The 11,119-nt window shown below is 65.7% G+C and carries 13 protein-coding genes; 5 read left to right on the top strand and 8 right to left on the bottom strand.

Annotated features, from left to right (window positions below; translation table 11 throughout):
* Positions 1 to 78 precede the first annotated feature (78 nt).
* Together ASC68_RS08085 and ASC68_RS08080 are read right to left on the bottom strand one after the other, a co-directional pair.
* A complete protein-coding gene (locus ASC68_RS08085; RefSeq protein ID WP_055877554.1) occupies positions 79 to 1,263 on the bottom strand; it encodes a hypothetical protein in 1,185 nt (394 codons plus the stop codon).
* Between the two features lie 197 nt (positions 1,264 to 1,460).
* On the bottom strand, positions 1,461 to 2,054 hold the full coding sequence (locus tag ASC68_RS08080; protein ID WP_055877551.1) for a DUF1134 domain-containing protein: 594 nt from the start codon (positions 2,052 to 2,054) through the stop codon (positions 1,461 to 1,463).
* 185 nt (positions 2,055 to 2,239) lie between these two features.
* On the opposite strand from ASC68_RS08080, the gene ASC68_RS08075 reads away from it, so the two are divergent.
* Genes ASC68_RS08075 through ASC68_RS08065 form a run of 3 tightly spaced genes read left to right on the top strand, consistent with a single transcriptional unit; the run spans position 2,240 to position 3,978 of the window.
* Entirely contained in the window at positions 2,240 to 2,767 is a 528-nt protein-coding gene (locus ASC68_RS08075) for a YHS domain-containing (seleno)protein (RefSeq protein WP_197421129.1), read from the top strand.
* Positions 2,764 to 3,243 (top strand): hypothetical protein, encoded by a 480-nt coding sequence (locus ASC68_RS08070; RefSeq protein ID WP_055877545.1) that lies wholly within the window; start codon positions 2,764 to 2,766, stop codon positions 3,241 to 3,243. Before ASC68_RS08075 ends, ASC68_RS08070 begins: the two co-directional genes overlap by 4 nt.
* A 60-nt stretch (positions 3,244 to 3,303) precedes the next feature.
* Positions 3,304 to 3,978: a histidine phosphotransferase family protein gene (locus ASC68_RS08065; RefSeq protein ID WP_055877543.1), complete on the top strand. Its 675-nt coding sequence runs from the start codon at positions 3,304 to 3,306 to the stop codon at positions 3,976 to 3,978.
* A 3-nt stretch (positions 3,979 to 3,981) separates the two neighbouring features.
* On the opposite strand, the gene ASC68_RS08060 is transcribed toward ASC68_RS08065, so the two are convergent.
* The gene (locus tag ASC68_RS08060; RefSeq protein WP_055877540.1) at positions 3,982 to 5,139 is read right to left on the bottom strand and encodes a helix-turn-helix transcriptional regulator; all 1,158 of its coding nucleotides are present in this window, start codon (positions 5,137 to 5,139) and stop codon (positions 3,982 to 3,984) included.
* A gap of 324 nt (positions 5,140 to 5,463) precedes the next feature.
* Here ASC68_RS08060 and ASC68_RS08055 point away from each other — a divergent pair, with 324 nt between their 5' ends.
* Positions 5,464 to 6,087 (top strand): hypothetical protein, encoded by a 624-nt coding sequence (locus tag ASC68_RS08055; RefSeq protein ID WP_055877537.1) that lies wholly within the window; start codon positions 5,464 to 5,466, stop codon positions 6,085 to 6,087.
* A 339-nt stretch (positions 6,088 to 6,426) separates the two neighbouring features.
* Entirely contained in the window at positions 6,427 to 6,807 is a 381-nt protein-coding gene (locus tag ASC68_RS08050) for a response regulator (protein WP_055877535.1), read from the top strand.
* A 13-nt stretch (positions 6,808 to 6,820) separates the two neighbouring features.
* Here the strand turns inward: ASC68_RS08050 and ASC68_RS08045 are convergent, their stop codons facing one another.
* The 5 genes from ASC68_RS08045 to ASC68_RS08025 form a co-directional block, all read right to left on the bottom strand.
* Positions 6,821 to 7,453: a sulfotransferase family protein gene (locus tag ASC68_RS08045; RefSeq protein ID WP_055877532.1), complete on the bottom strand. Its 633-nt coding sequence runs from the start codon at positions 7,451 to 7,453 to the stop codon at positions 6,821 to 6,823.
* A 26-nt stretch (positions 7,454 to 7,479) separates the two neighbouring features.
* On the bottom strand, positions 7,480 to 7,692 hold the full coding sequence (locus tag ASC68_RS08040) for a hypothetical protein (RefSeq protein ID WP_055877529.1): 213 nt from the start codon (positions 7,690 to 7,692) through the stop codon (positions 7,480 to 7,482).
* Positions 7,693 to 7,798: 106 nt separating this feature from the next.
* Positions 7,799 to 9,331, bottom strand: coding sequence for a winged helix-turn-helix domain-containing protein (locus tag ASC68_RS08035; RefSeq protein WP_055877525.1), 1,533 nt, complete (start codon positions 9,329 to 9,331; stop codon positions 7,799 to 7,801).
* A gap of 126 nt (positions 9,332 to 9,457) precedes the next feature.
* A complete protein-coding gene (locus ASC68_RS08030) occupies positions 9,458 to 9,946 on the bottom strand; it encodes a DUF2867 domain-containing protein (protein ID WP_055877522.1) in 489 nt (162 codons plus the stop codon).
* 54 nt (positions 9,947 to 10,000) lie between these two features.
* Positions 10,001 to 10,918, bottom strand: a complete 918-nt coding sequence (locus ASC68_RS08025; protein WP_055877520.1) for an aminoglycoside phosphotransferase family protein — start codon at positions 10,916 to 10,918, stop codon at positions 10,001 to 10,003.
* Positions 10,919 to 11,119 lie beyond the last annotated feature (201 nt).

The following is an 11,119-nucleotide window of genomic DNA, read 5'->3' as shown; positions in this document are numbered from 1 at the left end:
CTCCCACCAGCCTGTCGGCTGGTCCCCCCTCCCCCGCAAGCGGGAGAGGGCGCGCCAACTGATGGTGCGGCGTATTGGTCAGTTACCGTCCTGCAACTCGCGCAGCGCCTTCAACCGGTCTGACACCGCCTGGCCTTCCGGCGCGCCGCCTTTCCTCGCCTTGGGGCCCTTGACCGGTGCGGCTTCGGCTTCCTCGGCGTCGACGAATTTCTGCATGCGGGAGGCGAGGCTCTCTTCCTCGTCGATCGGGCCGTTGCCTTCGAGCGCGTAGACCAGGCGACTGACGTCCGAGGCGATGTCGTTGAGCCGTTCGCGCAGGTGCGACTGCTCGATGCGGTCGCTGTCCCAGTCGGCCATGACGGTGTCTTCGACGCTGGCCACCTTGGCGCGCAGCTTTTCCATTTCTTCTTCGAGGCCAAGCTTTTCGGCCAGCAGCATGTCGCGCTTTTCCTCGCCGTCGCCGACCAGTTTGGTGGTCTCGGCGAGGAGCGTCGAGACGCGGCTTTCGGCGTCGGCGATGCGGGCTTCGGCCTCGGCGAGGTCGGACTGGGCGTCGCTCACCACGTCGTCGCGTTTAGCGAGTTTTTCGCGGAGCTCCGTCGCCGCGGCCCGCGCTTCAGCGCCGCTCTTGTCGGAATTCTCGAGGCTTTCGATCAGCGTGCGGTTCTGCGTCTCGAGGAATTCCGAGCGCTTCTTTTCGATCTCGAGATATTGCAGCAACTCGTCGATATCGGTGTTGTAGTTGCCGCTCAGCGCCTTGCCATCAACGGCGAAAGCACGCGGGGCGCTGCCGCGCAGGGTTTCGCGGGCGGCGTCGAGCTGGCTGGATTTCTCGCCCAGTTCGCGGTCGCGCATGCGCAGTTTCTGGGCGAGATCGGCGCCGTCCTTTTCCAGTTCGAGGATGCGGCGGCGGGCTTCGGCTTCGCGCTCCTCGAGCTCGCGCACCACCTGCAGGTGGCTGTCGCGCTCGCCCTTGATGCCGCCGAGCTCGTTCTTCTTGCGATTGATGTCGCGGAGCTGGTCGGAGAGGCGACGGCGCAGTGCCTCGACGTTCATCTCGAGGCGCCTGGTGGACAAGGCGAATTCGGCACGCAGCTGGTCCTTGTCGGCGCGGAACTCGGCCATGGTCATCGGCGTCGCGGCTTCAATGCGCTTCTTGGTGAGGCGGACGGCGCGGCGCCAGACGGCGGGCATGATGATCAACGCCAACAGCCCGGCCACGAGCAGGCCGAGCACGAAATACATGATGTTTTCTATGACCATAACTCAACTCCGCCACCGGCAACTGCCCGGTCCCGGGTGTTCGCGCCCGTTACGTTGGCAGCAATGGCCGCCCCCGGCTATCGCTGTCAGGCCGTAACCTTACCGGAAGACGGGCACGCGGTCACGATGCGCCGCTGCGATGAACAGCGGTTGAACGGATTCCGGACGGTTTTCGCGATCGCTGCGTGCCGGGCCGCTCAGAAGGGGTTCCAGGTCGGCTCCTGGGTGAACTTCAGGTAGCCGACATTGACACCGAGGCGCGCCCCGACACCGGAGCGGATCGGCACCATCACCACGTCGCCATACTTGATCACCGTCATGCCGAGCCCGCCGATGACGTAGGCGGAGCCATCGACACCGGGGTAGCGGCCGTAGACGTCGGAGACTGAGTTCAGGTTGTAGACCAGCATCATCACCTTGGAACCGTCGCCGCCGAAGTCGAGGCCGACGGTCGGGCCCTGCCAGAACAGCGAATGCTCGCCCTGGTTGCGGGTGTACATGGTGCCTTCGCCGTAGCGGGCGCCGGCGAAGATGGCGCCGCCGGCTTCCTCGCCGAGGATATAGGCATTGGGCAGCCCGAACTGGCTGACGGCGCGCTCGACCAGCGAGGCGAGGCCCTGGGCGACGGAGCCGAAGAACTGGTGGCCGGTATCGACCAGTTCGTCGCCGGAGAAGGTGTCGGAGAGCGAACCTTGCTCCTGCGCCTGGCTGAAGGTCGGGGTCAGCACCAGCGTGGCCGCGGTCAGCGCGACGAAGGCGGCAAGAATGAGGTAGACCATGCGGTCGAGCATGAGGGCACTCCGGAGGGGCTTAGTTCGAGCGGCAGGCCATTTACGCGGTACTTACCATGACGACGCTAGGTTCGGCGCATCCGGCTTGCCTGAGGGTGTGCTCAAGCTAGGCGTTCATGGCGGCAATGATGCGGCAAAAGCGTAAACAAAACTTAACCATAACCCGGCTTCTTGTAGCTCTGTGGTTGACCCTTGGGCTTCTACTTAGTGCCCCGGTAAGCGCTGCTGCACTGGTCACCGCCATCGTCACCGACCCGCTGACCGGGGTGGCGCTCGAGGGCTATGATCCGGTGAGCTATTTCACCGAACCCGAGCCGATCCAGGGCGTCGCCGACTTCGAGTACCGGTGGGGCGGGGTGCCGTGGTACTTCGCCTCGGCGGCGAACCGCGACGTGTTCATGCGCAACCCGGAGATCTACGCCCCGCAGTTCGGCGGGCACTGCGTCACCAGTCTCGCCCGGGGCTATCTCTCCGATGGCAAGCCGCGGCTCTACGTTATCTCGGGGATGAAGCTCTACCTGTTCTACTCGGTGGCCAACCGCGAGGCGTTCTTCAAGAGCGAGGAGACCTCGCTGCTTGAAGCCAATAGCGGCTGGGGCAAGCTCTCGGGCACGCTGACCGGCGAAGAGGGCAGCGTCGCGGATGCGGTGGGCAAGGCGGCGGACGTGGCGCCGGCTGAGACGGCGCTGACCGAGCCGGAAGCGTCGCATTGAACACGCCTCGCGGAGTGGTTTTTGAGGAAACCAACCGGACAGCAATACTGGGTTGGGTCGTGGCTCCGGTAATTCCGATCTTTGCGTTCGCCGTATCGCTCCAGGGCGGTCCAGACGCCGCCGATCCCTCATTCGGATGGGGGGTAGTGGTGCTCTGGGGCCTGGTGCTGTTCATCGAGATTGTCCTGCTTCGTCTGCCGATCACCACGGTCAGAGCATCGAGAGGCAAGCTCAGAGTTATCGACCGCCACCTCTGGGGCGAGCGAACGAAGGAGTCGGCCCTGAGCGATGTCGCGGCACCGAAACTGTCCAGCGTCGCGAGCACAGAAGGCTCCCCTGGCTACCAGTGTACGCTGAAGCTGCCAGATGGTCGGCAGGTGTTACTTGCCTTCGGTGACGGCCCGAGGGTCAATGATGCCTACGAGCAGCTGATTGCGGTGATGGCTGCCAACCAGGCAGAGCGCCGCACCCCCTAGGGTCTGCGGGCCCTTGCGGTTAGGCTACGCCAAAATGATTCGACGGCAAGGACCCATAGAATGGCGGATTTCATCGAGCTCAAGGCGACCGACCTCGCGGCGATGCTGTGTTCTCGGGTCTGCCATGACCTGATCAACCCCGTAGGGGCGATCGGCAATGGGCTCGAGGTGCTGGCCGATCCGACGCAGACCGCGATGGCCGACGGGGCGCAGGAGCTGATCGCCAATGCCGCCAAGCAGGCGCGGGCGAAGCTCGAATTCGCGCGGTTGGCCTATGGCGCCTCGTCGACGGCGGGCACCGATTTCGACACGCGCGAGTGCGAGCGGGTGGCGCGGGTATATTTCGAGATCGAAAAGGCCGACCTCGACTGGCAGGTGCCGCTGATCCTGCTCCCCAAGCACAAGGCCAAGCTGTTCATGAACATGCTGCTGATCGCCGCCATGGCGGTGCCGCGCGGCGGCGTGGTGACGGCGAGGATCGAAGGCGCCGCGGGCGCCGAGGTGTTCACCCTGACCTCGAAATCGGATCCCGAGAAGCGGCAGAAGACGCTGATGCCGTCGGGCGCCGAAGGGCTGCTGTCCGGTTCGCCCGAGGGTGGGGTCGATGCCCGCGGCATCCAGCCATTCTACACCGGCATCCTGGCGCGGATGACCGACATGGAGCTGAAGATCGGCATCGAGAACGATGTGTTCGAGTTCTCGGCCACGCCCAAGGCAGTCGCGGCCGCCGCCTGACGATCATTTCGGGTCCGGCAGTGGTCGGGCTCCTGTCAGCATCAACCCCAGTTCGGCCTGACGGCGCGTGCCGGTCTTGGCCAGCACGGCCTTGAGCTGGCTGCGTACCGTCTCGCGTGAGAGGGCAAGCGCAGCGGCGAGGTGCTGGACATCCAGGCCCGAGGCAATGCCGCGGGCCACCTTGGCTTCGGCCGGAGTCAGGTCGAACAGCCCCATCAGCACCTGGGTCAGCGGTGCGGCGGGCGCCGCCACCGGCGTCACCACGATCACCCCTTCGGCCGCAACGAAGATATCGCCGCTGGCGCGCCGCACCGGTAACAGGTGGACGACCAGCGCCGGAGCGTCGGGGGCGGCGCGCACGGGGATCGAGCGGATGGCAGGTCCGGCCTCCGAGGCGATGGAGGCCATCGCCGCCTGGGCCAGCCGATCGACTTCCGGATCGGCGAAGGCGAGACGACCGAAGGCCGCGAACTGCACGCGCGGCGCCAGCGCCTCGAACAGATCGTTGGTGGCGAGCAGCCGACCCGAGCGGCCCCATACGGCACAGGGTAGCCCCACCATCTGCATGGCCGCGGCCTGATTGGCCGCAGCGCGCCGGCCGAGCCGGTGCGACAGCAGCGCGGCGCGGGCGAGGTGCGGGCGGACGCGATCGAGCAGCGCCATGGCCTCGCGACTGAACCGGCCGGCGCCGGCCCGGGTGGCGAGGTCGAAGACCAGCAGGTCGCCGCTCGGCACCGGGATGACCGTGCCGGCAGTCCATTCCAGCCCATGCGGGCGGAGGAAGCGGAGATAGAGCGGATCGGTGGCCAGTTCCGCCTCGGAACAGAGCTCAAGATCGGATGAGAACGCCATCGGATAATCGCGCAGCGAGCGTTCCAGCCGGACGTTCTCTACGGCGTTGCCGTGCTCCCAGTAATCCTGATAGGCGGCCTCGTAGGTGTCGGTCGCGATGTAGCCGGCGAGGCCGGACGCATCCATGCAGGTCAATGCCCCGGCATGAGCCCCGGCCATTCCGCACAGCTGCAACAGCACGGTGGACCAAAGCTCGGGCACGGCTGCCGCCTCATAGATCAGATCGATCAACTCGGCGGGGGCATTCATGGCGCGTCCGGCGCGCGGCGTCGCCACACCATCGGTTGGGATGCGGGTGCGGCGTCGCATAGAAATACTTGGCGACGGCTCTGTAATCGATTTCACTGTGCTTGTAATCGATTTCAATGTGGAGGCGCTATCATGCACTCTGAGTCCTTGTCAGCCAAAACGCGTAGTCATTCGTCAGGTCGATTCAGTATGACCTGCAGAAATTATCGACGTAAATTGGATTTGAGTATGAGTCGCTGGAGAGAAATACGGCAAAAAGCGCGGCGATAGCGAATGATGTCTTTATAGCACGGCTGTTTTCGGCCGGTAATACCCCAATCGGGTGATGCGCTGTTGCCGTTTATCGGTGATCGTCTGATGGCGGCACTCGCAGGGAATGGACTGATGCGCAACAGGTGGGATCGTTGCCGTGCGCTGCTGCTTGCCGGTCTTGTGGTGCTTGGCGCGGGCAGTGTCGCTGGAGCAGGTGCGGCCGAATACAGCTATCGGACGAACGAGCGCGACGAGGTGGTGATGCGGCTTGCGGGGCGGATCACCGCCATGGATGGTGCGATCTTCCTCGCCGAAGTGCGTGATCATGAGCCGCGGATCATCGAACTGGAGGGGCCCGGCGGCGACATGCTGAGCGCCGTGCGGATCGGCGTGATCATCCATGAGCGTTACCTCAGGACCCACGCCGTGGGCACCTGTCTTTCGGCCTGCGCCTATATCTGGATCTCAGGCCTGAAGATGATCGCCGACGAAGGCGTCGAGATTTCCAACCACCTGCCGGTGGCGATCCAGGGCGCCAGCGTCGGCCGGCCGGATGACAAGACCATCGCGATCTTCGGCTGGTACCTGGGCAAGCTCAATATCAGCGTCGAGATGATGTCGGCCTTCCTCGATGAGGCGATGGGCCCCGGGGTCGACGGGAACGGCTATTTCGACATGCTGGCCTTTGCCAGATACTGGAATGCGCCGATCGAGATGCGCGTGCCGGCTCCGACCTACGCCGCGATCGAGCCCTGAGCGAAACAGCGAAATGCTTCGTGATTGAGTGATCGGGCTTTCGAGCCGGAAAGGTCTGTGTGCGTTGTATGCGCAAGTTCTGTGCAGGCGCGCTATTGGCTCATTTCAGGCCGCTCAAGCAGGCAAACCTGTCGTTGTTCTCAAAAATCTCGCCGATGCGGAGAAGGGTTCAAGTTTCGCTAACCATTCATACGCAGATTTGCGGGATAGTGTGGGCGAACGACAAGCGTCGGTCGGTCTGCGCCCGGAGCCATCCGGGCAAGATCGAGCGCGCGTCGTGCGGCGGATGGGCAGGGCCTCGGACGGGCCTCGCGCTTCTGCCGACTTGGGAGAAGCGTCATGAAATCCTGCCTCGTGGTCGATGATTCCAGCGTGGTGCGCAAGGTTGCGCGCCGCATCCTGGAGGATCTCGACTACATTGTGGATGAGGCGGAGGACGGGCAGGAAGCTTTCGACAAGTGCCGCCAGGAAATGCCGGACGCGATCCTGCTCGACTGGCAGATGCCGGTGATGAACGGGCTCGAGTTCCTGAAGCTGCTGCGCGGCTATGTCGGCGGACACACGCCGCGCGTGGTCTACATGGTCACCGAGAACGATATCGGGCAAATCGCGCTGGCGCTGAAAGCCGGGGTCGACGACTACATGATGAAGCCGTTCGAGCGCGACCATCTCGAGGGCAAGTTCACCGTGAGCGCCGCCGAGCGCGCCAGCGTCGCCTAGCGCCGGCCAAGCCTCAGGCCTCTTCCGCCCATTCCTCGCTGAGGAACTGCTTGGACGAGTTGAGCCGCGGGAACGAGATTGCCGGCACCGGCAGTCCCAGGAAGGCGCACAGCGGCTCCCAACCATCGCTCACGTCGAAAGTCAGCAGGTGCGAGCCGGGAATACTGGCCTGCACTTCAGCTATATGGGCATTGAACAGCGTCGTGGCGTAGGCCCGCTCGAACATCCGCCCATCGAAGACGCCATCAACGATCAGCTTGTGGGCCATGTTGGCGACGCCGTTGGCATGCGGATCGTCGTAGCTGCCGCGACCGGCCATGAACTTGGCGATGGTCGCTTCGACACTGTCGAACCACTCATCGGCGTCGCGCACCGTTAGGATTACCTTGGCCTCGGGGTAGTGGGCGGCGAGCTCGCGCCAGTAACGGGCCCCGGGCCAATCAACCTGGGAGCGATAGCCGCGGAACAGGGCGTCCCAGTCGGGGCGTGCCCCGTCGGCCAGCGCCTGCCAGCCGGGCAGTTGCTCCGGATGGTCGCGGACCTCGAACATGTGGTGCGCTGGTCCAAAGCCCAGGTGCTCCAGCGCGACCTTCAGCGAGTTGGTGCCGGTGCGTCCGAAGCCCGGACCGATGATATCAAGTGCCATTTTTCGTCCCCTCGTGATGCGTTCTGTCAAGCGTGGCGCGTAGCGCCGATGCGCTCGGGCGCGGTGCGGTGGTTGCGGCGGAGCAGGGCAATGAGGGCCGGCAGCCAAGCCGGCACGATGATGTTCAGGGTATGTCTGGCGTAGTAGTCATTCTCGTCGGTCGGTGTCAGCAGGCGGCGTCCGGTGGCGATGGCCGGTCGGGCCAGCGCATCCATGGCGGCGGCAAGAAGCATGTCCATTTCGACCCTCTTCAGTTGGCGCCAGGCGGCGCTGTGAGGACAAATCTGGCCGATCGGCGTGCTTTGGGTCCTTAGGCAGTTCCAAATGAGTTGCTAAATCGGCCCGTCAGGTGAGACCGGCTTTCCTCAGGCCCTCAATGATGAGCGCGAAGCGGCCGTCGGAGCGCTGCGCCACGGTCTCGACGCCGGCGATTGACGTGTACGGGGCAAAGCTCTTGAGGCGGGCCAGCGTCGCTTCTGCCTCGTCCAGCCGACCAAGATGCGCATAGGCGGCGGTCTGGATCCAGTACGTCGGGGGCCAATCCATCAGGGTGGCGCGGGAGCGGTCGAGCCAGACGAGCGCGCCTTCGAAATCGTGCATAAAGAAGCGGGCGAAGCCGATGCCGGCGAGGCTTTCGGAGGCCTCGGGAGCGCCCGGGCTCAGGGTGTAGGCGCGCCTGTAGCAGGCTTCGGCCTTGGCCGGGTCGCCGGCCAGCATGTTGCAGATACCACCCAGCACCTGAACGATGACATTGTGCGGGTTGGCGGCGAGCGCCCGGTCGGCCATAGCGAGGCCCTCAGCGCGCATGTTGCCGATGGCAAGCAGCGAGTGGCTGCAGATGGCCAGCACCAGCGGGTCGTCGTCGCCATACTGCAATGCCAACCGAGCCAGCTCGAGGCAACGAGCGACGCCGGCTGTGTCGAGCGCGGTGAGTGCTACCGTGCCGTGGCGAGCGAGGCTCCATGAGGCATAGGCAAGGGCGGCGGCGTAGTCCGGCTGCAGCGATACGGCGTGCTCGAGGTGGCCTAGCGCCGTCAGGTAGTCGGCTGGATTGCGGGAGCTGAAAAAGGGCAGGGCGCGGAGGAAGTGGTCATAGGCCTGCGGGTTGTCGGGCCAGCGGCGACGGGTACGCTCGATCTCGGCCCGGCGGAGCTGCGGTTCGACGAGGCCGACGACGGACTCGGTGATCTTGTCCTGAAACTCGAAGATCTGGCCCATCTCGCCATCAAAGCTCGAGGCCCAGAGATGGGTGCCGCTGGCGGCATCGACCAATTGCACGGTGACCCGGACCCGCTCGCCGGAGAGCCGGACACTGCCTTCAAGCAGGTAGCGGACGCCGAGCTCGCGAGCGACCTGGCGGATGTCGGCGGTGCGGTTGCGGTAGGCGAAGGAGGAGTAGCGCGAGACGACGGCGAAGGACTTGAAGCGGCTGAGGGCGGTGATCAGGTCTTCGACCAGGCCGTCGGCGAAGTAGTCGCGCGTCGCGTCGCCGCTGAGGTTGACGAAGGGGAGGACGGCAACGCTGGGCTTGCCGCTGGCGTCGGCGGGCGGCGCTTCGGCGGGGGTGGGGACAGGACCCCGCACCAGCCGATAGCCGACGCGGGGCACGGTGACGATCCACTCCTCGCCGCCTGGGCGGGAGCCGAGCTCCTTGCGCAGCGCCGCGATCTGCACGGTGATGTTGCCTTCCTCGACCGTCACACCGGGCCAGACCCGCTCCAGTATCTCGGCCTTGGTGACGATCTCGCCCTCAGCCTCGAGCATGGTCTCGAGCATCATCAGGGCCCGCGGCCCAAGCGCCACGGGGTGGCCGTCGCGCCGCAACTCACGGCCCGGCGTCAGAACAAATGGGCCGAACCGATGTTGTGCCTCGTCCATGGCGGAGGTTGTACATCGAAAGGGCGGTGTTTCGTAGGGCCGCGGCGCGAGAAACAAGCAACTCGGCAACCCATCGATGGAATTACTTCCGATGATGGTGCCGGACGAGGGCAGGATACATATCGATCAGGCCGCGACGTTGGCGAGCATGCGGCGGATGATCAGCTTGGGGAACGGCAGCACGCCGGCGAGATAAAGCCGGCCACCCAGGTTGTGCGGATGCACCCAGGTGGAGATGGCGGCCAGGGGGTGTGGGCCCGCGGTCTTCAGCACCGAAACGCGGAAATCGAGATGCCGATCGTCTTCGCCGAGGATCGCCTCGTTGGGCGACAACTCCTCGAGCCGGAAGAAGCTGACGTAATCGCCGATGCCGGGATCTCCGTTGGCCGGCGTCGCGTCGGCGCCGGTCTTCAGCCCAAGCGGCGAGACCAGCCCGTTACGCAGCCACAGCAGGCCGTTGACCCAGCCCGGCATGACGGTCAGCCGCGCTGCCAGTTGCATCGGGGTCAGGTCGGGGTCGGCGAGCGGGACGGCATAAGAATCGACGAAATCACCGGGCCCGATGCGCTTGCGCAGGAGGCTGGTGAGCGGCAACTGAAACGGACGGGCGCGCATAAGCATAATGTGCGCACGCCGGTCGCGGCGCGCGATGCGACATCGGCGCGCGGCCTAGCCGGCGCGCTCCAGCGCCATGCGAACCCAGCGCAGGTCTTCGGCGAGCGTACGGCCGGCCGGCTTTTCCTCCGGCCCGGCTCCGCCGCGCAAGGCAAGGAAGGCGACGGCAGAGGCGGCGTTGAAGAGGCGGACCCGGCTGACGTCGATCGGCTGGCCGCCGGCGGCCTCGTAGGCTGTCACCGCGGCGGTGAACAGCGCCTCGTCTTCGGTATCGAGCAGCAGGTAGCGGAAGTCGTAATGCCAGTCGGCGAGCGAGGCTTCGTCATAATCGAACACGCCCACCACGGCGCCGTCCGCTGTCACCACCATGTTGTGAAAGCCGAAATCGGTGTGGGCGAGGACTCGATCGGTGATGGCCGCCTCCGTCGCTTCGTAACGGGCCAGCAGCGCCAGGGCGCGAGCGACGAGGTCGCGGTCGTCGGTGACGCGTGGCAGGTGTGCTGCCACCTGCGGCAGCGGTGGCGGCCAGCCGGGGCGGGGCAGCAGCCAGTCGCCGAGCTCCACTAAAGGGATGCTGTGGTGCTGGTCGGCCAGCAGGCGACCCAGATTGGCGCCAAGTGCCGCAGCGAAGTGTCGATCGTCGCGAACGCGGTGATAGACCGCGAACGGATCGGCCGTGCCCGGCACTTCGGAGCGCAACTGCCAGCCCGTCGCCGACCGGTGGATGAGGCGCGGGGCGCGGAAGCTGCAGCGGCGTTCGATGAGGGCGAGAGCACGAGCCTCGCGGGCGAGGCGCTGCTGGCCGTGCGGATCGGTCGGGAACCAGGCGATACGGTGGCCGGGGAGGCGGACCGCAAAGCGACTGTCGCGCAGCAGCAGCGCGATCTCGGCCGGATCGATGGCGACGCCGATACTCGCCAATGCCGCCGCGACGGCAGCCCGGTCCGGCGCAATCCACGCGATATCGCTCATGGCCGGAGGGTGCCATTGGCCGGCCGGCTCCTCAAGGGCCTGCCGGTTGGGGGCGCTCTGATCCCGCCGCCGGTGGTTGACCGACCCCCACCCTTGATCCCTCCCCCCCTAGGGGACGCAATGGCGTCCCCGGAATGGGGAGGGAGACGGTAGCCCCGATATCGGCGTGAGGTTCTCCCTCCCCATGTTTAGGGGGAGGGG

Origin of the sequence: Devosia sp. Root105, from assembly GCF_001424865.1 — a bacterium.
Lineage (GTDB): Bacteria > Pseudomonadota > Alphaproteobacteria > Rhizobiales > Devosiaceae > Devosia_A.
Note: the sequence above shows the minus strand (reverse complement) of the source record. Positions and strands in the feature narration are given on the sequence as shown.

Bases quoted from the DNA above. Each gene is read 5' to 3' on its own strand.
- ASC68_RS08085 (WP_055877554.1), bottom strand. From the start codon at position 1,263: ATGGTCATAGAAAACATCATGTATTTCGTGCTCGGCCTGCTCGTGGCC.
- ASC68_RS08080 (WP_055877551.1), bottom strand. From the start codon at position 2,054: ATGCTCGACCGCATGGTCTACCTCATTCTTGCCGCCTTCGTCGCGCTG.
- ASC68_RS08065 (WP_055877543.1), top strand. From the start codon at position 3,304: ATGGCGGATTTCATCGAGCTCAAGGCGACCGACCTCGCGGCGATGCTG.
- ASC68_RS08060 (WP_055877540.1), bottom strand. From the start codon at position 5,139: ATGCGACGCCGCACCCGCATCCCAACCGATGGTGTGGCGACGCCGCGC.
- ASC68_RS08055 (WP_055877537.1), top strand. From the start codon at position 5,464: ATGCGCAACAGGTGGGATCGTTGCCGTGCGCTGCTGCTTGCCGGTCTT.
- ASC68_RS08050 (WP_055877535.1), top strand. From the start codon at position 6,427: ATGAAATCCTGCCTCGTGGTCGATGATTCCAGCGTGGTGCGCAAGGTT.
- ASC68_RS08045 (WP_055877532.1), bottom strand. From the start codon at position 7,453: ATGGCACTTGATATCATCGGTCCGGGCTTCGGACGCACCGGCACCAAC.
- ASC68_RS08040 (WP_055877529.1), bottom strand. From the start codon at position 7,692: ATGGACATGCTTCTTGCCGCCGCCATGGATGCGCTGGCCCGACCGGCC.
- ASC68_RS08035 (WP_055877525.1), bottom strand. From the start codon at position 9,331: ATGGACGAGGCACAACATCGGTTCGGCCCATTTGTTCTGACGCCGGGC.
- ASC68_RS08030 (WP_055877522.1), bottom strand. From the start codon at position 9,946: ATGCGCGCCCGTCCGTTTCAGTTGCCGCTCACCAGCCTCCTGCGCAAG.
- ASC68_RS08025 (WP_055877520.1), bottom strand. From the start codon at position 10,918: ATGAGCGATATCGCGTGGATTGCGCCGGACCGGGCTGCCGTCGCGGCG.